Annotated in this window: 18 protein-coding genes; 7 read left to right on the top strand and 11 right to left on the bottom strand. The window is 71.3% G+C overall.

Translation table 11 applies throughout. From position 1 onward, the window contains the following. Positions 1 to 10: 10 nt before the first annotated feature. Positions 11 to 967: a carbohydrate ABC transporter permease gene (locus AB1046_RS05420; RefSeq protein ID WP_369373128.1), complete on the bottom strand. Its 957-nt coding sequence runs from the start codon at positions 965 to 967 to the stop codon at positions 11 to 13. Next, the gene (locus AB1046_RS05415; protein WP_369373126.1) at positions 964 to 1,818 is read right to left on the bottom strand and encodes an ABC transporter permease; all 855 of its coding nucleotides are present in this window, start codon (positions 1,816 to 1,818) and stop codon (positions 964 to 966) included. Before AB1046_RS05415 ends, AB1046_RS05420 begins: the two co-directional genes overlap by 4 nt. Positions 1,819 to 2,104: 286 nt before the next feature. Here AB1046_RS05415 and AB1046_RS05410 point away from each other — a divergent pair, with 286 nt between their 5' ends. Further along, positions 2,105 to 3,895, top strand: coding sequence for a hypothetical protein (locus tag AB1046_RS05410; RefSeq protein WP_369373123.1), 1,791 nt, complete (start codon positions 2,105 to 2,107; stop codon positions 3,893 to 3,895). Between the two features lie 71 nt (positions 3,896 to 3,966). Here the strand turns inward: AB1046_RS05410 and AB1046_RS05405 are convergent, their stop codons facing one another. Further along, the gene (locus AB1046_RS05405; RefSeq protein WP_369373121.1) at positions 3,967 to 4,926 is read right to left on the bottom strand and encodes a ribokinase; all 960 of its coding nucleotides are present in this window, start codon (positions 4,924 to 4,926) and stop codon (positions 3,967 to 3,969) included. Positions 4,927 to 5,116: 190 nt separating this feature from the next. Next, positions 5,117 to 5,572: a zf-HC2 domain-containing protein gene (locus AB1046_RS05400; RefSeq protein ID WP_369373119.1), complete on the bottom strand. Its 456-nt coding sequence runs from the start codon at positions 5,570 to 5,572 to the stop codon at positions 5,117 to 5,119. Positions 5,573 to 5,730: 158 nt separating this feature from the next. On the opposite strand from AB1046_RS05400, the gene AB1046_RS05395 reads away from it, so the two are divergent. Further along, complete coding sequence (locus AB1046_RS05395) at positions 5,731 to 6,552, top strand: CPBP family glutamic-type intramembrane protease (protein WP_369373116.1); 822 nt, start codon at positions 5,731 to 5,733, stop codon at positions 6,550 to 6,552. Positions 6,553 to 6,590: 38 nt separating this feature from the next. Here AB1046_RS05395 and AB1046_RS05390 read toward each other — a convergent pair whose 3' ends face one another. Continuing rightward, positions 6,591 to 9,764, bottom strand: coding sequence for a BTAD domain-containing putative transcriptional regulator (locus AB1046_RS05390; protein ID WP_369373113.1), 3,174 nt, complete (start codon positions 9,762 to 9,764; stop codon positions 6,591 to 6,593). A 58-nt stretch (positions 9,765 to 9,822) separates the two neighbouring features. Here AB1046_RS05390 and AB1046_RS05385 point away from each other — a divergent pair, with 58 nt between their 5' ends. Beyond that, positions 9,823 to 10,350 (top strand): GNAT family N-acetyltransferase, encoded by a 528-nt coding sequence (locus AB1046_RS05385; RefSeq protein ID WP_369373111.1) that lies wholly within the window; start codon positions 9,823 to 9,825, stop codon positions 10,348 to 10,350. A 36-nt stretch (positions 10,351 to 10,386) separates the two neighbouring features. Here the strand turns inward: AB1046_RS05385 and AB1046_RS05380 are convergent, their stop codons facing one another. The 6 genes from AB1046_RS05380 to AB1046_RS05355 all read right to left on the bottom strand — a co-directional run bounded on the left by AB1046_RS05380 (position 10,387) and on the right by AB1046_RS05355 (position 16,580). After that, a complete protein-coding gene (locus tag AB1046_RS05380; protein WP_369373109.1) occupies positions 10,387 to 10,884 on the bottom strand; it encodes a hypothetical protein in 498 nt (165 codons plus the stop codon). A gap of 147 nt (positions 10,885 to 11,031) precedes the next feature. Then, entirely contained in the window at positions 11,032 to 12,444 is a 1,413-nt protein-coding gene (locus AB1046_RS05375) for a hypothetical protein (RefSeq protein WP_369373106.1), read from the bottom strand. 102 nt (positions 12,445 to 12,546) lie between these two features. Further along, positions 12,547 to 13,014 (bottom strand): MaoC family dehydratase, encoded by a 468-nt coding sequence (locus AB1046_RS05370; protein ID WP_369373104.1) that lies wholly within the window; start codon positions 13,012 to 13,014, stop codon positions 12,547 to 12,549. Further along, positions 13,011 to 14,543 carry a long-chain fatty acid--CoA ligase gene (locus AB1046_RS05365; RefSeq protein ID WP_369373102.1) on the bottom strand — a complete coding sequence of 511 codons (1,533 nt, stop codon included), beginning with the start codon at positions 14,541 to 14,543 and terminating at the stop codon, positions 13,011 to 13,013. Before AB1046_RS05365 ends, AB1046_RS05370 begins: the two co-directional genes overlap by 4 nt. Further along, entirely contained in the window at positions 14,536 to 15,486 is a 951-nt protein-coding gene (locus AB1046_RS05360) for an amidohydrolase family protein (RefSeq protein ID WP_369373099.1), read from the bottom strand. Before AB1046_RS05360 ends, AB1046_RS05365 begins: the two co-directional genes overlap by 8 nt. Further along, complete coding sequence (locus AB1046_RS05355; RefSeq protein ID WP_369375576.1) at positions 15,483 to 16,580, bottom strand: SDR family NAD(P)-dependent oxidoreductase; 1,098 nt, start codon at positions 16,578 to 16,580, stop codon at positions 15,483 to 15,485. Before AB1046_RS05355 ends, AB1046_RS05360 begins: the two co-directional genes overlap by 4 nt. Before the next feature lie 152 nt (positions 16,581 to 16,732). Between AB1046_RS05355 and AB1046_RS05350 the strand changes: the two genes are divergently transcribed. The 4 genes from AB1046_RS05350 (at position 16,733) to AB1046_RS05335 (ending at position 19,508) form a co-directional block, all read left to right on the top strand. After that, positions 16,733 to 17,185 carry a MarR family transcriptional regulator gene (locus AB1046_RS05350; RefSeq protein WP_369373097.1) on the top strand — a complete coding sequence of 151 codons (453 nt, stop codon included), beginning with the start codon at positions 16,733 to 16,735 and terminating at the stop codon, positions 17,183 to 17,185. A 53-nt stretch (positions 17,186 to 17,238) separates the two neighbouring features. After that, a complete protein-coding gene (locus tag AB1046_RS05345) occupies positions 17,239 to 18,246 on the top strand; it encodes an ABC transporter substrate-binding protein (protein ID WP_369373095.1) in 1,008 nt (335 codons plus the stop codon). Positions 18,247 to 18,393: 147 nt separating this feature from the next. After that, the gene (locus AB1046_RS05340; protein WP_369373093.1) at positions 18,394 to 18,687 is read left to right on the top strand and encodes a hypothetical protein; all 294 of its coding nucleotides are present in this window, start codon (positions 18,394 to 18,396) and stop codon (positions 18,685 to 18,687) included. Next, a complete protein-coding gene (locus AB1046_RS05335) occupies positions 18,684 to 19,508 on the top strand; it encodes a hypothetical protein (RefSeq protein WP_369373090.1) in 825 nt (274 codons plus the stop codon). Before AB1046_RS05340 ends, AB1046_RS05335 begins: the two co-directional genes overlap by 4 nt. Positions 19,509 to 19,527 lie beyond the last annotated feature (19 nt).

Raw genomic sequence — 19,527 nt, 5'->3', positions numbered from 1 at the left:
GGCCGGCCGGTCAGCCCTTGACCGCGCCGACCAGGAGCCCTTTCGTGAAGTACTTCGCGACGAACGGGTAGGCGATCATCATCGGGATGGTCGAGATCACGACAAGCGAGTACTTGAGGAGGTTGGCCATGGTCTGGCGTTGCACCTGGTCGGCTACGTTGCCGCTGCCCTGGTCGTTGAGGATCAGGATGTTGCGCAGCACGAGCTGCAGTGGTTGCAGCGACTCGTCGCGCAGGTACAGGAGCGCGTCGAAGTACGCGTTCCACTGGCCGATCGCGTACATCAGCGCGATGACGGCGATCAGGGGCTTGGCCAGCGGCAGGACCATGGTCCACAGGATCCGCAGCTCGCTGGCGCCGTCGAGCTGCGCCGCCTCGTAGAGCTCGTCCGGTACCGCCGTGCGGAAGAAGACCATCGCGATGATGACCTGCCAGACGCCGATGGCCTGCGGCAGGATCAGCGCGCCCCGGGTGTCGAGCAGGCCGAGCTCCTGCACCACGAGGTAGGTCGGGATCACACCGCCGCTGAACAGCATGGTGAAGACGATGCCGCCCGTGATGACCCCGCGGCCGAACAGCCCGGACCGGGACAGGGGGTACGCGATCGCCACGGTGCCGGCCACGCTGACGACGGTGCCCACCACGGTGTAGAACACCGAGTTCAGGAAGCCCCTGATGACCTCGGGATTGCTCAGCGCCGTCTCGTAACCGCGGAGCGTGAAGTCCACCGGCCAGAACAGCACCTCGCCCGCGGAGACGGCGACGGGATCGCTGAGCGAGCTCGCCACGATGTTCAGGAGCGGCAGCACGACGGCCAGCAGGAACGCGATGAGCACGGCGTAGACGATGAACAGGAAGGTGCGGTCGCTCCCGGTCTCCGGCATGCGCCGGCGCACGCGGGTGATGGGGGCTACGTCGTCGTCGAAGGTGGCGGCGATCGTACCGACGCCAGGCACAGGGGCGCTCACCAGAGACCACTTCCTGTCAGGCGCTTCGCTATGGCGTTGACGCCCAGCAGGAGCGCGAGGTTGAGGACCGCGTTGAACAGGCCGACGGTCGTGGCGACGCTGAAGTTCGCGTTGAGCAGGCCGGTCTTGTACACGTAGGTCGCGATGATCTCGGACGTCGAGAGGTTGAGCGGGTTCTGCAGGAGGAAGGCCTTCTCGAACCCGATCGCCATGATGTTGCCGACACCCAGGACGAGGATGATCACCGCGGTGGGCCGGATGGCCGGCAGGTCGATGTGCCAGATCTTCTGCAGCCGGTTCGCGCCGTCGACCCGCGCCGCCTCGTAGAGCGTGGTGTCCACGCTCGCGAGCGCCGCGAGATAGATGACCGCGGAGTAGCCGGTCGTCGTCCAGACGTCGGACGCGACGTAGATGTGGCGGAAGAAGTCCGCGTCGCCGAGCAGGTCGACCTGGCCCATGCCGAACGCGCTGATCGTCCGCCCGAGCAGGCCCACCTGGGGAGACAGGAGCAGGATCGTCATGGAGACGACGACGACCGTCGAGATGAAGTACGGGGCGTAGGTGACCATCTGGACGGTGCGCTTGAAGAACCGGTTGCGCACCTCGTTGAGGGCCAGCGCGAGGATGATCGGCAGGGGGAAGCTCGCCAGGAGGGTGTAGCCGGCGAGCAGGAACGTGTTGCCGACGAGCCTCGGGAACACGGGGTTGCTGAACAGTGCCGTGAAGTTGTCGAAGCCGACCCACGGGCTCGCCCAGATGCCGTCGACCACGTTGTACGACTTGAACGCGATGATCGCGTTGGCCATCGGCACGTACTTGAACACGATGAACCAGGCGATGGGCAGGAGCATCAGGAGGTAGAGCTGCCAGTAGCGGCGCCAGCTCCGGCCAGCTCTACTAGCTCGGCGAGCTGGTAAAGATCCGACCGCTAGGCGTCTGGAGGAGTTGGGGTGCTCAACGCTGAGCGCCATAAGTTTCGCCTTCCGTTCATTACTTTCCGTTTTCATGTTATACAGGACCGGCTCCTGTGAGGGCCAGTCATCCGATGACAATCGTTATGCGAGCCCCGGGGTTCGCAGCATGATCCAGCATGATCCTGAGAGGACCAACCATGCAGAGCACGATGAGGTGCGACCGATGACAACGATCGACGTCACTGACCACGGCGCCGTCCCGGACAGCGGTCACGACACCGCAGACGCCCTGCGCGCGGCGCTCGCCGCGGTGCGGGCCGCCGGCCCCGGGACCCAGCTGCTCCTGCCCCCCGGCCGGTACGACGTGTGGCCCGAGCGTGCCGAGAAGCGCGAGCTCTACGTCACCAACACCGTGGGTGCGGACCCCGACTACCGGATCAAGACCATCGGCCTGCTCGTCGAGGGCGTGACCGACCTGGAGATCGTCGCCGACGGCGCGACCCTCATGCTGCACGGCAAGCAGACGGCGCTCGCGATCATCGACAGCCGGCACGTAACGGTCCGCGGCCTCGAGGTGGACTGGGCGGTACCCACCGTCATCGACGTGACGGTCGAGGACGCGGGGGTCGAGGACACCGGGGTCGACGGCGCCGGCGTCGAGGGCGGGCGCGCATGGCGCCTGCTGTCGGTCCCGGCGACAAATCCGTTCGAGGTCGACGGCACGCACGTCGAATGGCAGTCCGACCCGTCGCCCGTGGACGGGCTCCCGTACTGGTCCGGGCAGGACGGGCTGCAATACAGCCAGGTCTACGACCCGCGGACCCGCCGGACCCGACGGGACCACTGTCCAGTGTTCGACGACGTCGACAGCATCGAGCGGGTCGACGAGCGCCGGTTCCGCGTCACCTACCGGACGGCGGAGGCGCCGTCGGACCGCGGCATCGTCTACCAGCTGCGCGACATCGAGCGGGACCACCCGGGCATGCTCGTGCTCGACTCCGCCGACGTGACGTTCGAGGACCTGCGGATCCGGTACCTGCACGGGTTCGGGCTGGTCGGGCAGAACAGCGAGGACCTGGTGATCAACCGCACCGTGTTCCGCCCGCCCGCCGGCACCGGCCGGGTCACGGGCGGGTTCGCCGACTTCGTGAACACCTCGGGGATGAGCGGGCGGGTGACGATCACCGACTGCGAGTTCGACGGGCCGCACGACGACCCGATCAACATCCACGGCGCGTATCTCGCCGTCGCCGGCTCGCCCGAGGCGGACCGGCTCGCGCTCGAGTACCGGCACGACCAGACGGCCGGCTTTCCGCAGTACGCGCCGGGCGACCGGATCGAGCTCGTCCGGCGCGACACCATGGAGACCGTCTTCGAGGACGTGGTGGTCGAGGTGGACGGCCCGACCGGGCGCGACCACGACCACGCCCTGGACCGGATGGTCGTGCGGCTCGGGTCCGAGCTGCCCGCAGCGGTGCGGGCCCTGGCGGAGACGGAGGAGCTCGGGGCCGAGAACACGACCCGCACGCCCGAGGTCACGATCACCGACTGCACCTTCCGGAACGTCCCGACGCGCGCGATCCTCGTGACCACCCGCCAGCCGGTCCGCATCGAGCGGTGCACGTTCGACGGGATAACCATGCCGGTCATCCAGATCGCCGGCGACACGACCTTCTGGTGGGAGTCTGGCCCCGTGCGGGACGTGCTGATCGCCGACAACACGTTCAGCGGCGTGACGGCGGGTGTGCTGCAGATCGTGCCGGGCACCATCCCGAACGCACCGCCCGTGCACGGGACCGTGCGGCTCGAACGTAACGTGATCGAGCTGGAGGAGCCGCTCCTGGCCGAGCTGTACGGCGTCCGGCAGGTCGAGGCCCGGTCGAACACCCTGCGGTGGAAGGGCGCCGCGCCCGAGCCGGCCGCCGTCGTCATCGAGTCCGAGGCCACCGTGGGGCTGGACTGGCCGACGACCGCGGACGAGCCCCGGATCGACGTCGTGCTCCGCCAGGCCTAGCCGGGCGTGTCTGGCGGGGGCATGCGCCCCCGCCAGACAAGACGCTCGCCCGGTGGGCCTTCCGCCGGTAGCTAGTCCGTGGAGGCTTTGGTGTCCAAGGCGAGCATGGCGTCGACCTCGGACCGGGTGGGGGCCGCATCCTGGGCGCCGACCCGCGTGGTCGCGAGCGCGCCGGCGGCGCAGGCACGGCGCAGCGCCTCGGCCAGCGCTGCGCCGTCGGCGAGCTCGACGATCAAGGCCCCGCAGAACGCGTCACCTGCGCCAGTCGTGTCGACGGCTTCGACGGGAAAGGCGGGCAGGTGCGCAACGGCGTCCGCCGTGACCGCGACGGCGCCCTCGGGGCCGAGCGTCACGACGGCGGTGCGCGGCCCGAGCGCGAGCAGGGCCCGGGCGGTCCCCACCCAGTCCGCGCCGGGGCTTGCAACCTTGTCGGCATTCGCACCGATGAGGGCCTGCGCCTCGGTCTCGTTGACGATCAGCAGGTCCGTGAGCGCCAGCAGCGACGTCAGCTCGGGCGTCGGCCCGGACGGCAGCGGTGAGGCGTTGGTCGCGACGGGCACCCCGGCCCGGTGCGCGACCCGGGCCGCACCGAGCGCCGTGGCCAGCGGTACCTCCAGCTGCACGAGCAGCCAGTCGGCACCTTCTAGGTAGGCGGGCAGCGCCGCCAGGTCGTCGTCGGACAACCCTGCGTTGGCGCCTGGAGCGACTGTGATCGAGTTCTCCCCGCGGGAGTCAACCTGGATCAGTGCGACGCCGCTCGGCCGCGTTTCGTCGACCGTGATGAACGACGTCGGCAGCCCGTGGCCGGCCAGCGCTGTCCGCAGCTGGTCGCCGAACCCGTCGGTTCCGATCGCGGCGAACAGGCCGACGTCGGCGCCGTACCGGGTGGCGGCCACAGCCTGGTTGGCGCCCTTGCCGCCGGGGCGGTACTCGACGTCGTGGCCGAGAACTGTTTCGCCGGGCGCGGGCAGCCGGTCGACACTCACGACGAGGTCGAGGTTGACGCTCCCCACGACGGCCACCCGGGTCACGAGCCGCCGCCGATCGAACGGGCCGGAGCGCCGCCAAAGGAGAGCACCGCGACATCCTTGCAGGTCACCGGCATCGAGCCCTCCCAAAAGTTGGCAACGCGGGTTGAGCGATCGTCCCGTGGGTACGATCTCCTGGCGCCGGCGGTCCGCAGTGCGAGATGTTGCCGCCCATTGTGCGTCAGCTACGCAGTCAGCGCCCGCGGCTGGTCGAGCGTGTTGCTGCAGGTCTCGCGCCCGTAGCCAGCAGCACGTAGCGGCGCAGCGTCAGGCGGTGTCGACCGCCCCGGTGGCCGTTGGCGACAAGGTGCTGGCCCAGCTCGCGAAGCGCCCAGGACTCCTCGCGGACGTCGATGAACGAACGGATGCACTCGGTGCAGCCGTCCAGGTGCTTCTCGAGGCGACGTCGGCGGTGGGGGAGCAGGCGCCCAAAGAGGTAGTCGTGCAGGGCGGCGCGGGTGGATCGACACTCGGGCTGGTTCACGGCTCGGCCACGGACCGGGCGCTCCGCGGTGGCGGGCGGTGGGGCGGCGGGTGCGGCTGGGGTGGCGGGCGCGGCGGCGGGTTCGGCAACCTTGCCGGAGGCCAGGCTGGACAGCACCGAGCGGAGCATCGCGATGGCAGCCCGGCGTTCCCCCGCGCTCAGCACGCGACCTGCCCCCTCTGTGCCTAGTGTCCGCTTTTGCGTGGCAGGGCAATAATTGCACTGTTCGTCAGGAGTCGCGGGAACTCGCGGGTGATACGGGCCTGCACGCCGTGTCAGCGTGGTGTCAGCGCCGTGTTCGTGGCCCTAGGCAATATCGAGGCATGGAGAACACACAGCGGCCCACCGCCCCGGCGGAAGCCACTCGACCAGAGAATCGACCGAACCGGGTCGTCGAGCTGCTGCTCGCCGACCGCCACTCCCTGCCCCTGTCCATCGCGCTGCACCTCGTGCCCGGCGTCCTGATCGTCGCCGTCTACCTGCTCCTTGTGCAGCCCCTCATGCGGGCGATCAACTACCCGTCCTTGCTGGGCTGGGCGATCGCCCTGGCGATCGTGCTCTTCCCGATCCTGTTCGGCCTGCTCTGGCTGGGCCGCAAGCGCACCGGCCGCTACTCGTTGCGCCCCGTGCTGGGCTACCTGGACAAGCCAGTGCCGCGCGGCAGGCTCGTCGCCATCGTTGCCGTTCTCATCGTGTGGTTCCTCGGTGTGTCCACCGCCCTCACGGTCGTTGACAACGCCGTCTACGAGGCCTTCTTCACGTGGCTCCCGTTTGATGGCGCCGGCGGCAGCGCCACCACCTACCTCGACGGGTACAGCCGCACGGTCATGCTCATCACCCTGCTGATCTGCCTCCCGTTCACCGGGTTCGCGCTGCCGCTCATCGAGGAGTACTACTTCCGCGGGTTCCTGATGCCCCGCCTCGCCCACCTGGGCGGCTGGGCGCCGGTGCTCAGCGCTGTCCTCTTCTCGCTCTACCACCTCTGGTCGCCGTGGGTGTTCCTGTCCCGCGTGATCTTCTTCCTCCCCGGGCCCTGGCTCGTCTGGAAGCTGAAGGACATCCGGCTGTCGATCGGGATGCACGTCGGCACCACCCTGCTGTTGGCGACGCTCGGTCCCATCGCCGTGATCCTCGGTGTCATCTGACGGTCGCGCGATCCTGCGGCCCAACGCGACCAGTCGCTTCACCGGGTGAGCGCGACCTCGACCAGCTCGTCCCAACTGGTCCCCGCGCCCGCTCGGGCCGCCGCGGCGAACCCCTCCCCGCCGAGGCGGCTGCGTGCCTCCCGCTCGATCCGGGCGGTGTCCGGGCGGGACTGGTCCGCCAGTCCGCGCACGGCGATGCTCGCCGCGAGCAGCTGCGCGGCCTGCTCGGGCCGGTCGCGGCGCAGCGCCAGGTCCGCCACCCCGACGAGCACCTGCGCGGTCAGGGGCGCCTGCCCTGTCTGTGCCGCCAACCGGCAGGCCGCGTCGTGGTGGGCGCGGGCCTGGTCGAGGTCGTCGGCCAGGTAGCCCAAGAGGTCGTCCAGCAGCGCGCGGATGTTCGGCTGCTCGGCGGTGTCGCCGAACCAGGCCGTAGCCGCGCTGAGGTGCCGGGTGGCCTCTTCCGGGTAACCCCGCCAGCGCGCGAGCTCCGCCTGCGCGAGGGCCAGGATGGCCAGCGAACCCGGCCAGGTGACCTGCTCGGCGCACCGCTCGGCCTCGGCCATGGCGGCCACGCTCGCCTCTTCGTCGCCCAGCAGCCACCGCAGCTGCGCCTGTCGGGACCGCATGCGGATGACGTCGTCCGCGGCACCGACCGCGGTGACCGCCGCGATCGCCTGCTCGTAGTGCTCACACGCGTCGGCGAGCTCGCCGCGCAGGGCCAGGCGCTCCGCGAGCTCGGACAGAGCGAACGAGATCCCGAACCGTTCGCCCAGTGGCCGGAACTCGGCGAGCGCCGCCTCGAGATACCGGTCTGCCTCCTGTGCGTCCTGGCCGGTCATGATCCGCATCTTGCCGAGCTGCAGCCGGGTCAGTGCGCGCGCCCAGGGGTCCTCGTGTTCCAGCAGCGACTCCCACGCGGACGCAACTTCGTCCGGCGCCGTGAGCATGCGTTCGAGCGGGACGATGAAGCCGAGGAGCGGGTGCCCGCTCGGTCCGCGTTCGACGTGCCGGTACGCCCGGTGGATCCAGTCCGGCACCAGGTTCACGTCGCCCAGCCCGGAGACCATGAAGTGCACAACGAGCCCGTACACCATTGCCTGGATCTCGTCGGGCACTTCGCCAGGCAGCTCGGTGGCCGCGGTGATCAGCTCCAAGCCCTCGCCCCGCTGCCCGCTGAGCCACCAGTACCAGCCCGTGTACGCCGCGAGCCGCATCGCCGCCGACGCCTCGCCGGCCGCGAGCGCCCCGCGCATCGCCGCACGGATGTTGTCGTGCTCGGCGTCGAGGATCGCGAGCCAGTCCACCTGCTCGGCACGACGCAGGTGCGGGTCCGCGGTCTCGGCGAGGTCGGTGAACCAGGCCAGGTGCGCCTGGCGGGCCAGCTCCGACTCGCCCGCCTCCGCCAGGCGACCGGTGGCGTACTCCTTGATGGTGCCGAGCAGCCGGTAGCGCGGCGCGCCGTCGCCGTCGGCGACCAGGAGCGACTTCTCGGTCAGGGCGGTGAGCAGGTCGAGCACCTGGTCCTGCTCGACGGCGTCACCCACGCAGACCCGTTCGGCCGCTTCCAGGCTCGCCCCGCCCCAGAACACCGAGAGGCGGCGCAGGACCGTTCGTTCGGCGTCGCTGAGCAGCTCCCAGCTCCAGTCGACCATGGCCCGCAGCGTGCGGTGCCGGGGGAGCGCCGTGCGGCTGCCGCCGGTGAGCAGCCGGAACCGGTCGTCGAGCCCGCCAGCGAGCTGGTCGAGGGACATGGTGCGCAATCTGGCGGCGGCCAGCTCGATGGCCAGCGGCATCCCGTCCAGCGCCCGGCAGATCCGCGCCATCGTCGCCAGCGCACCGGCGTCGACTGCCAGGTCCTGGCGGATCGCGTGCGCGCGGTCGCGCAGCAGCCGGACGGCCGCCGCCGACTCGATCTCGGCCGGGCCGGCGTCCGGACCCGGCAGGGCCAGGGGCAGGACGTGCCACAGCGCCTCACCGGTGATGCCGATCGGCTCCCGGCTCGTGGCCAGGATGCGCAGCCGGGGGCACTCGCCGAGCACCCGGTCGGCGAACTTCGCCACCGACTCGATCACGTGCTCGCAGTTGTCCAGGATCAGGAGCATCTCGCGCTCGCGGACGGCGGCGACCACCCGGTCCGTCGGCTCGACGTTCTGCGCCTCGCCCAGCAGTGCGTCCCGCAGCCCGAGCCCGGTGAGCGCCGCCTGTGCCACGTCGCCCGCTGCGCCCCCCGCTGCGTCCCCCGCTGCGCCTCCCGCTGTGCCGACGGCCGCCAGCTCGATCAGCCAGGCGCCGTCCGGCAGGTCACCGACCAGTGAGCGGGCGGCCTCCGTGGCCAGCCTGGTCTTGCCGGCCCCGCCCGGGCCGACGAGGGTGGTCAGCCGGTGCTCGGTGACCAGCTCGCGCACCATCACGACGCCGGCGTCCCGGCCGACAAAGCTGGTCAGCTCGGCCCGGACGTTGGTCCGCGGGCTCTCGTCCTGCCTGCGCAGCTCGCCGCGCAGCAGCGCCACGTGCAGGGCGGACAGCTCGGGGGAGGGGTCGACGCCGAGCGCACCGGCGAGGTTCTCCCTGGTGCGCTGGAACACGAGCAGCGCCTCGGAGTCGCGCCCGGCCGCTGCCAGGGCGCGTATCAGCGTGGCGACGAGGCGCTCGCGCACCGGGTGCTCGGCCACCAGATCGGTCAGCTCCGGGACCAGCTCGCCGCCGTGCCCGAGGCTGACCTCGGCGTCTAGCCGGTCCTCGATGGCGGTCAGGCGCAGCCGCTCCAGCCGGGTGACCGCCGCCCGGAACGCCGCGCCGTCCTCCTGCTCGACGTCCTGCATGGCCGCGCCCCGCCACAGCACGAGAGCCTCGCGCAGCAGCCGGACCCGCACGGCCACCTCCTGGCCGTGCGCCCGGCCGACCAGACGCTCGAACCGCACGGCGTCGACGTCGTCGGGCTCCACCAGCAGCCGGTAGCCGGCCGCCTGGCCCTCGACCGCGCCGTCCGGCAGCACCTTCCGCAGCCGGGACACCAGGCGCTGCAGGGCGTTCGCCGCCTCAGCGGGCGGGTGCTCACCCCAGATCCAGTCGACCAGCGTCGCCTTCGGGACCACCCGGCCCGGGTTCAGCGCAAGGGCGACAAGCAGCGTACGCAGCCGCGTGCCCGGGAGGTCGACGGCGATGCCGTCGTCGAGCCGGACCTCGAACGGTCCGAACATGCGGATCTGCACCGGCCGATCTTGGCACACGCACTCCTGGTTCGTCGGTGAGCGAGGGCATGATGGCGGCATGACCGACTCACGCGTCCGCGAAGCCACGACTCTCGACGACGCACCGGTGCTCCAGCTCATGACCGAGTACATGACGTGGGCGCTCGCGACCTTCGAGGCCACCTACGGGTTCGCCATGGAGATGGAGCCGGAGCACACAGCCGCATCGCTCGACAAGTTCCGCCTGCCCATGGGCCTGCTGGCGCTCGCCGAGGTCGACGGCGTGCCCGCCGGGGTCGCGGCGCTGCGGGTGCTGGACGACGGCATCGACGGCGTCGACGGCGTCGTCGTCGAGCTCAAGCGGATGTTCGTGCGCCCGGAGCACCGCGGGGCCGGCCTCGGAGCGGAGATGCTGGACTGGCTGCTGACACGATCCCGCGACGACTTCGGGGCGCGGACGATCCGGCTCGACAGCAACCGCTTCATGACGGACGCGCACCGGCTCTACGAGTCGCGCGGGTTCACGGAACGTGCGGCCTACCCCGGCTCCGAGATCCCCGCGGACCTGCAGCGCCTCTGGCGCTTCTACGAACTGCACCCTGCCTGACGGCTGGCGCTAATCTCACCGGCTTGCGCCCCCGGGTCAGTGTTCGGGTCGGTGCACGTGCACCGGTGCGACGTCGAGTCGGTCGTTCAGGCTGCGGCAGAGATCCTCGACGGCGGGGCTGGCGGCGCAGCCGATCCACAGGGCGAACGGCCCGGAGCCAGCGCACGCGCAGGTGCACGCGCAGGGGTCGGCGGACAGCCACTCGGTGGCCCACGCGGAGACCGCGGCGGCCAGCAGCTCGCCGCGGCGCGGCCGGTGCGTGCCCGGCGAGCGGCGCAGGACGGTCAGGCTCATGCCCCTCGGCAGGTCCCAGACGTCCGAGTTAGAGCTCTCCTGCCCGCCCGTGGTCGCGGCCTCCACGTACACCTGGCCGTAGGCGTGGTCCGGGATGCTGCTCAGGAGCTCCCGGAGCTGGGGCGCGTCGTGGATGTCGCCTGCCAGGAGCAGGTGCAGCGGCCACCCGCTGTCGTACTCGTCCGCGGGGCGCCGCCCGCCGTCGTGCCAGCTCGTTCCACCGGCTCGGTTGTCCGTCACGTAGTCCTCCCAGGTCACCCCGGCCGGTCGCGCGCCCATCCGCTCGTCAACCAGGTCAGGTAAGGCTTACCTAACACCAAACGAGGCGTCGGGGCAATGACCTGCGGCTTGCGCGCGACCGTCCGTGACTTCGGTCGGTTGCTCTGATCAGGGTGTGAAGTCGAGCACGTCCTCGGCGACCGCAAGGACCGGCCAGACATTGCCGTCGGCGTCCTGGAGCTCGTAGGCCGGGAGCAGCAGCACCGTGCCGTCCGGCATGTACTGCTGCGCCACACCGAGACGGCCCGACGTGATCGTCACGTCAGTCACCGGCCAGGCGATCCGGGCGCCCGGGGTCGGGGTGGCGGGCACCGTCGGGTCCGGGGCGGGCATCATGTCGCTGCTGGCCGTGTCACCCTCCAGTGCGGCGCGGGCGTCCGCCGCCTGCGCGATCATGCCGCCCGAGGCGCCGAACCGCGGGTCACCCAGGCGCTCCACGGCCTCGGCCTCGCTCACTACCTGGTACTGGCCGAGCGAGATCGTCTCCGCGAGGAAGCCGGACAGGTTCGCGATGCCGGACGCCGACACCGACGCGCTCCACGACAGCCCCGTGCGCTGCCCCTCGACCACCTGCCACGCCGTGACGTAGCGCCACGGGTCGCCTTCGTACGACTCGCCCGCCTCCAGCTCGAAGCCCGCAGGGTCGACGCCGAGGCGGTCTATCACGTCCCGCAGCGCCGCGACGGCGTCGTCCACGGCCGGGGCAGCGTCGGGCGTCACGGTCGGGCAGTCCGGGGCCGGGAGGATCTCCGAGCTGTCGGTGCCACCCTCGCTCGTCGTACCCGGCTCGGCCTCGTCCGGGAGCGGGCAGGACCACGGGTCGCGCGCCGGGTCGTAGAAGTCGAAGTTCCCCGAGCCGTCCGCGTAGACGTGGACCATCGGGCCGCTGCCGTCGGCCGGGCCGACCCCCCAGGAACCACCCTCCTGGCGCGGCTCCCCGGAAACACCAAATGTGTCGCCCACACGGCGCGCCGTCTCGGCCGACAGGACCCCGGCGGGGTCGAGGCCGAACGCCTCGGCCTCCGAGCCCGACGTCGACAGGCCGGCACCCGCGTGGAACACCGTGCGGCCCCAGAAGCCGTACGGATACGACGACTTCTGATCGGCACTCTCGGCCGCCATACCCCTGTCCGTTGCCGCTGTCGGTCCGGGCAGCGGCTCGGCCGCCGAATCGGCGCCGAGCGAGTCCGCCGCACCGACCTGGGCGTCCAGCATGATCGGCGCCTCGGCCGTGCTCTCGCCCATGCCGTCGGGGCCACCGGCCCCCGCGGCGCCCGCCAGGTACCCGCCGCCCCCGACGGCGACGAGGGCCAACGCGGCGGCCCCACCGATCCATCGGGTCCGACGCCGGGCACGCCGCGCGGCGAGCTCGTCGCCGGGCACCGGCGCGCCGGCGTCGTCCGCGAGCTGGCCCGCCGCTCCCGCGGCAGGGTCGGCGGCGGCCGGCAGCTCGAACGCCTCGTCCTGGCCCTGCACGTCCTGGCCCGGCACGCCGGGGTCGCCGTTCTCGTTGGTGTTCATCGTGGTCCTCCGGGCTGAATGTGGGGGCCGCGGTGGTCCCACACCCGTCATGTGTGCCGTGCGGGCCTGCTCTTGCGTTTCCCGCCCACACCTGGCCGATGCTCAGGCGTAGAAGCGGAACAGCGTGGTCGCCACGACCGCGGGCCGCTCGGACCCCTCGATCTCCACGGTGGAGTCCAGCGTGATCTGCATGCCGCCCTTGACCTCGGCGACGTCCTGGACGACCGAGACGAGACGCACCCGGGCGCCCACCCTGACTGGCGAGACAAAGCGGGCCCGGTCCAGCCCATAGTTCACCTTGGTGGTGACGCCGGTGACCTCCAGGATCTGCTCGGTGAGCGGGATGAGCAGCGAGAGCGTCAGGTACCCGTGCGCGATCGGGCCGCCGAACGGACCGTCCTTCGCCTTCTCCGGGTCGGTGTGGATCCACTGGTGGTCGTCGGTGGCGTCGGCGAACAGGTTCACCTGCTCCTGCGTGACCGCACGGTATGACGACGGGCCGAGGGTGGTGCCGACGAGCGACGGCAGGTCGGCCAGCGCGACGGTAGTGGCTGAGGTCTGAGCGGTCATCTGGTCGTCTCCTCGTCGGGGCGGATCTCATCAGGGTCGATGGCGGGGGTGATCAGGTGCTTGCGGAGCTTGCCCGTTGCCGTGCGGGGCAGCGTGTCGGTGAAGGTCACGTGCTTCGGGAGCTTGTACCTGGCCAGGCGCCCGTCCAGCGCAGCGAGCACGGCGGCCTCGGTCAGCCCCGCGCCGGCGGCCCGGACCAGGAACGCGTGGCCCACCTCGCCCCAGCGCTCGTCGGGCACGCCGACCACCGCGGCCTCGGCCACCCCGGGCACGTCCAGGAGCGCGTTCTCCACCTCGGCGGGGTACACGTTCTCCCCGCCGGAGATGAACATGTCCTTGAGCCGGTCCTTGATCCAGGCGTAGCCGTCCTCGTCGTAGCTGCCCAGGTCGCCCGTGTGATACCAGCCGTCCCGGATGGCCTCGGCCGTGGCGTCGGGCTGGTTCCAGTAGCCGCGCATCACGTTGGGACCCTGAACCAGGACCTCGCCCGTCTCGCCGGGCGCGGCGCTCCCGCCGTCGGGCAGAACTATGCGTGCCTCGGCCCAGAACTGCTCCAGCCCCGCCGACCCGGGTCTGCGCTCCGAGTCCTCCGGCAGCAGCAGGAACACCCCCGGTGCGGTCTCGGTGGTGCCGAAGCCCTGCTGCACCTGCACCCCCTTGGCCCCCCAGGCGCGCAGCATCCGGTGCGACAGGGGAGACCCGCCCACCAGCACACTGCGCAGGCTGGCCAGATCGGCCGCCGCGAACGACGGGTCGGCCGCCATCTGCTCCATCATCGTCGGCACCGCGAACAGAGCGGTGACCTGGTGCTCCGTGATCGCCGCTAGCGTGTCGGCAGGCCGGAACGCCGGGCGGATCACCAGCGTGCCGCCCTTCAGGAACGTGGGCAGGGCGAGCGTGTTCAGGCCCGCCACATGGAACAGCGGGGCGACCGCGAGATACACCTCGTCGCGCACCAGGTCGGTGTCCAGCAGGGCCCCGAAGTACTGGAACAGCAGCGACCCGTGGGTGTGGGTGACACCCTTGGGCCGACCCGTGGTGCCCGACGTGTACATGATCAGCGCGTCGTCGTCCCACGTCACGGGCTCGTCGACGACGTCGTCGGAACCGCCGGCCAGGAACGTGCTGTAGTCGGACCCCACTCTCACCCAGCGCACGCCGTCCAGTCGGGGTGCCAGGGCGGCGGCATGAGCCGCGAGCTCGGCGCCGTGGACCACCATGCTCGCGCCGGAGTCGGTCAGGACCACCTCGATCTCGGCCTGTGACAGCCGCGGGTTGACGACCACCCACACCGCACCGAGCCGCGCCGTCGCGAAGAACGTCTCCAGCAGCGCGGGATGGTTGAAGCCCGCGTAGGCGACGCGGTCGCCGCGCCGCACGCCTGCGGCGCGCAGCGCGTTCGCGAGACAGCGGGTACGCCGCTCCAGCTCGGCGTACGTGTAGCGCTCGGCACCATGCACGACGGCGGTGCGCGCGCCCGCGTTCTTCGCGCGCCGCGCAGGGAGGGAACCGATGCCGAGGTCACGCATCGCCGGCCCGCCTGCCGGTGCCGGAGCTGGAGCCGGAGCTGGCGCGAGAGCCGGTGCCGGCGTCAGCCAGTCCGAGGAGCCGCACCGCGTTTTCCTTGAGGATCTTGGGCCGGACGGAGTCCTTCAGGTCCAGCGCCGCGAAGTCGGTCAGCCATCGGTCCGGTGCGAGCAGCGGGAAGTCGCTGCCGAACAGCACCTTGGCCTGGAGCAGGCTGCCCGCCTGCCGCACGAGCTGCGGCGGGAAGTACTTCGGGGACCAGCCGGACAGGTCGATGTGCACGTTGGCCTTGTGCGTGGCTACGGCGATCGCCTCGTCCTGCCACGGCACGGACGGGTGCGCCATCACTATCGTCAGGTGCGGGTGGGCGGCCGCCACCCGGTCGAGCAGCATCGGGTTGGACAGCTCCAGCCGGATCCCGGCGCCACCCGGCATACCCGCGCCGATCCCGGTCTGGCCGGTGTGCACGATGACCGGCAGGCCCAGCTCCTCGACCGCCGACCACAGGGGCGCCCAGCGCGCGTCGGACGGATCGAAGTCCTGCAGCGAGGGGTGGAACTTGAACCCCCGGACACCCAGGGCCTCGGCCTGGTACCGGATGGCGGCCACCGGGTCGGGCCCGTGCGGGTCCACGGACCCGAACGGGATGAGCACGTCATTGTTCCTGGCGGCGCCCGCCACCAGGTCCTCGAGATTGTTGGGCGGGTGTCCGAGGGCCGTCGTGGCGTCCACGGTGAACACGACCGCGGCCATGTGGCGCTCACGGTAGTAGGCGGCGGTCTCGTCGATGTCGAGCCGGTCCGTGGGCGCCCGGAAGTATCGCGCGGCCGCCTCGATCACCTCGCCCGGGAGGCTGTGGTGCCCGAGGTGGTCCTTCTCCACGTGCACATGGAGGTCGATCGCGTCGAGTCCGGCTGGGTCGACGGCGCACTCGTAGCGAGTCATGACGCGCGGCTCTCGGCGCCGTGCTCCGGTGTGCGCGCCGGCTGGCGCTCCGCCGTGTCCGCCGCCGGTGTGCTGTCCGCCTGCGGCGCGCTGTGCTCGGGCGGGGCCGGGAGCTCCTGCCCGACGGTCTGCAGCACCCCGCCGAAGACCGCGCCGAACCCCTCCGCCAGAGCATCGGCGGACCACCCGCCGTCGGTGAACGCCACGGCCGCCTCGGTCGGGTGCGTCCACAGCGCCAGCCGGTCCCCGCCGACGCCGATCGCCTGCCCGGTGACGTCCGCCGCGGCGTCGGAGGCCAGGTAGGCCACGATGCCCGCCGCGTCGTCGGGCGTGCCGAAGCCCAGGGTGCGGCGGGCGTACGAGCGCAGGTCCGCACCGCGATCCTCCGCACCCTGCGCCTCCGCGCCGCTGGTCTCCGCGCCGCCGGCCGCGGCGTCGGCGAGCTGCTTGAAGAGCGGGACGCTGTCCGTCATGGCCGTGGCGGCCACCGGGACGACGGCGTTCACGGTCACCTTTGCGCGGGCCAGCTCCATGGCCCACGTGCGGACCATCCCGACGATGCCGGCCTTGACCGCCGCGTAGCTGGTCTGGCCGAAGTTGCCGCGCTGGCCGGTGGGGGAGCCGATGCAGATGATGCGGCCACCGTCGCCCTGCTCCCGGAACCGGATGGCGGCCTCGCGAACGCAGGTGAACGTGCCGCGCAGGTGCACGTCGACCACGGTGTCGAAGTCGTCGTCGGACATCTTCCAGAGCACCGCGTCCCGCAGGACGCCGGCGTTGGTGACCAGTATGTCGAGGCGCCCGAACGTCTCGACGGCGGTACGCACAAGCTCCTGCGCCGTAGCGGTGGGGCCGACAGGGGCGACGACGGCGACGGCGCGGGGGGCGCCCGCCGGCTCGCTCGTCTCCGTGCCTAGATCCCAGCCCGCCTCGCTCGCGGCGGCCAGCACCGTCGCGACGGCCTGGTCGGCGAGCTCCTTGTCGACGTCGTTCACGACGATGGACGCGCCGCGCCGGGCGAGCTCGCAGGCGTACGCGAGCCCGAGCCCGCGGCCGCTCCCGGTGACGACCGCGACCTTGCCGTCCAGCGACAGGGGATGGGACAGGGGCAGGGGCATGGCGATCCTCCTGGTGTCGACAGTGACGTGTCTGCGGCGACATCGCCCGTTGTGGGGCCAGTGTGGGCAGCAACCGTTGAGAAAGTCAATGATTGAGTTCTACACCGAAATCGGCGTAGGCTGCCGCCATGGATCGGGAGAACATCGGCTTGCTGCTCGCCGTCGCCGCCGCTCGCGGCACCTCGGCGGCCAACCACGCGCTGCGTGCGGCGCCAGGCGTCGTGGCTGCTCTGGACGCACGGGCGTACTCCGTGCTGGAGCAGGCGATCCTGGGCGACGGACCCAGCCAGCGCGACCTCGCCGGGCAGCTACGGCTCGACCCGAGCCAGATCGTGGCGCTCGTGGACGGGCTCCAGGACAAGGGCCTCGTCGAACGACGGCGGGACCCGGCGGACCGCCGTCGTTATGCAGTCGCCGCGACGGCTGCCGGGCTGGAGGCCTACGCCGTCGGCCGACTGCGTATCGAGGACTCCCTCGACGACCTGCTCGCCGATCTCGACCCGGCCGAGCGCACCACCCTGCACAACCTGCTGCACCGCATCGTCCGACCCGCCCAGGTGGGGGCCGGCACACGGGAGTGACCTGCACCAACACCGGGTGGCGCGGGCGCCACCCCCGACCGAAGGAGACGGACATGCTCACAACGACGTGGGTGCTACCCGCACGACGGGCCACGGCACGGGCTGCCGGACGGACCAGGGTCAAGGCGATCGCCCTGACCGCCGCCGCAGCGGTACTTGCCGGCTGCGCCGGCGGTGCGCCCGCGGGTGCCGGCGCCCCCGCCGACGGCGAGGCGGTGCCCATCACGATGGGTGTGCTGCCGATCGTCCCGAGCGCGGCCCTGCAGCTCGGCGTCGACCAGGGGATCTTCGCCGAGCACGGGTTCGACGTGGAGCTCAGCACCGGCAAGGGCGGCGCCGAGCTGCTGCCGGCAGTGGTGGCGGGGGAGACCCAGTTCGCCATCTCCAACCCGCTGACCATCATGGTCGCCCAGGAGCAGGGCGTACCGGTGCGGATGGTCACCGGCTACTCGAGCTCCAAGACCGAGGGCGAGGACGTCAACAGCGTCTGGGCCGCACCGGACTCCGGCATCGAGTCGGCCGGAGACCTGGCGGGCAAGGTCGTGGCGGTGAACACGCTGCGGACCATGGGCGAGGTGTCGATCCGCGAGGTGGTCGAGGCCGACGGCGGCGACCCCGCCACCATCAACTTCGTCGAGCTGGGCTTCCCCGACATGCCGGCGGCCCTCGACCGGGGCGACATCGACGCCGCCTGGGTGCCGGAACCCTTCCAGACCGTGCTCGCCGAGTCCGGCAACGTCCAGATCAGCGCGAACTACCAGGAGACGATGCCGGGTGTGCCCACGATGGTCGTGGTGACCGGGTCCGAGCAGGACCCGGAGCTGGTCGCGGCGTTCGCCGCCGCCGTCGACGAGGTGACCGCCTACGCCGAGGCGCACGACGACGAGCTGCGTGCCACCCTCGCCGACTTCCTGGAGATGGAGCCCGCGCTGGCCGAGAGCGTGGTGCTGGAGGACTTCCGCGCCGACGTCGACGCCGATGCCCTGCAGGCGCTCGCAGACATGGCGCTGGCCAACGGTGTGCTGACCGAGCCGGTGGACGTGGCCGCGTTCGTGCCGTGAGCCGGTGCGCGCGGCGCCCGTGCCACCAGCGCGCACGCATAGCAGTGGCTTGCCTAACACTGCCCTTGCTTAACCTGTGCGTTCACGGCAGAGTCTGGTGTGACGCACCTCACGACGGGGTGGGGCGCGTCGCCTAGGAGGGGTTCGATGACGACCACCGAGTTCGCGACGCTGCGCCGCTCGATCGAGCAGCTGCGCACCAGCGTCGCCGAGGTCCGCAACGCGTTCGGCGACGCCCCCGAGGTACGCCGGCTCGTGAACGACCTCGAACGGCTGGAGATCGACGCCGGCGAGCTCGCCACGGCGCAGCCCCTCCGCCCGGCGGCCACACCCGGCTACCTGCCGGACCATGTGATCGTCCCGGATACCCCGCACGACCAGACGATGTTCAGTGATGCCGACGACGAAGGACTCGGCGGCTACCACGGCGACCGGTCGTGACGACCACCGCACGAGGGGTCGGCGCACGCGGCGTCGACAGCCCGGGGCGTGCCACGATCGAGGCGCGAACGCTGCGGTCGGACCGGTGGTGGCTGCCGCCGACGGCGACGACCCTCGGCCTGCTGACCTTCATCGTCTACGCCACGGTCCGGGCGTTCCAGCAGCAGTACTTCTTCGCGGACGAGCGGTACCTGACGCCGTTCTACTCACCCTGCGTGTCCCTCGGGTGCGCGTCGGAGCCGGGCTCGTCGCACTTCGGGATGTTCCTGCCCGACCACCCGCTCCTCCCGTACGCGGCGCTCACCCTGCCGTTCCTGCTGCTGTTCCGGCTCACCTGCTACTACTACCGCAAGGCGTACTACCGCTCGTTCGTGCTCGCGCCCGTGGCGTGCGCCGTGCCGGAGCCGCACGCGCGGCAGACCGGTGAGACGCGCTTCCCGCTGATCCTGCAGAACGCCCACCGCTACTTCTTCTACCTCGCGGTGCTCATCTCGCTGATCAACACCTACGACGCGATAGTCGCGTTCCGGCATCCCACCGACGGATTCGTGGTCGGCGTGGGCAACCTCGTGCTGCTGGTGAACGTCGCGCTCCTGTGGTGCTACACGGCGTCGTGCCACTCGTGCCGGCACATCATGGGCGGCCGGCTCACGCACTTCTCGAAGCACCCGGTGCGGTACTGGTTGTGGACCAAGGTCTCGGCGCTCAACACGCGGCACTCGATGTTCGCGTGGATCACGCTCGCCACGCTCATCCTGACCGACCTGTACGTGATGCTCGTGGCGCGCGGCGCGATCACGGACCTGCGACTCATCGGATGACCACCCACGAGGGAGCCCG

The sequence above is a fragment of the Promicromonospora sp. Populi genome (assembly GCF_041081105.1).
Classification (GTDB): Bacteria; Actinomycetota; Actinomycetes; order Actinomycetales; family Cellulomonadaceae; genus Promicromonospora.
This window is presented reverse-complemented; position numbering and strand designations above follow the sequence as displayed.

What these genes read in the sequence shown, in the direction of transcription:
- AB1046_RS05415 (WP_369373126.1), bottom strand. Translation starts at nt 1,818, where the DNA reads ATGCTCCTGCCCATCGCCTGGTTCATCGTGTTCAAGTACGTGCCGATG.
- AB1046_RS05410 (WP_369373123.1), top strand. Translation starts at nt 2,105, where the DNA reads ATGACAACGATCGACGTCACTGACCACGGCGCCGTCCCGGACAGCGGT.
- AB1046_RS05395 (WP_369373116.1), top strand. Translation starts at nt 5,731, where the DNA reads ATGGAGAACACACAGCGGCCCACCGCCCCGGCGGAAGCCACTCGACCA.
- AB1046_RS05385 (WP_369373111.1), top strand. Translation starts at nt 9,823, where the DNA reads ATGACCGACTCACGCGTCCGCGAAGCCACGACTCTCGACGACGCACCG.
- AB1046_RS05375 (WP_369373106.1), bottom strand. Translation starts at nt 12,444, where the DNA reads ATGAACACCAACGAGAACGGCGACCCCGGCGTGCCGGGCCAGGACGTG.
- AB1046_RS05370 (WP_369373104.1), bottom strand. Translation starts at nt 13,014, where the DNA reads ATGACCGCTCAGACCTCAGCCACTACCGTCGCGCTGGCCGACCTGCCG.
- AB1046_RS05365 (WP_369373102.1), bottom strand. Translation starts at nt 14,543, where the DNA reads ATGCGTGACCTCGGCATCGGTTCCCTCCCTGCGCGGCGCGCGAAGAAC.
- AB1046_RS05360 (WP_369373099.1), bottom strand. Translation starts at nt 15,486, where the DNA reads ATGACTCGCTACGAGTGCGCCGTCGACCCAGCCGGACTCGACGCGATC.
- AB1046_RS05350 (WP_369373097.1), top strand. Translation starts at nt 16,733, where the DNA reads ATGGATCGGGAGAACATCGGCTTGCTGCTCGCCGTCGCCGCCGCTCGC.
- AB1046_RS05345 (WP_369373095.1), top strand. Translation starts at nt 17,239, where the DNA reads ATGCTCACAACGACGTGGGTGCTACCCGCACGACGGGCCACGGCACGG.
- AB1046_RS05340 (WP_369373093.1), top strand. Translation starts at nt 18,394, where the DNA reads ATGACGACCACCGAGTTCGCGACGCTGCGCCGCTCGATCGAGCAGCTG.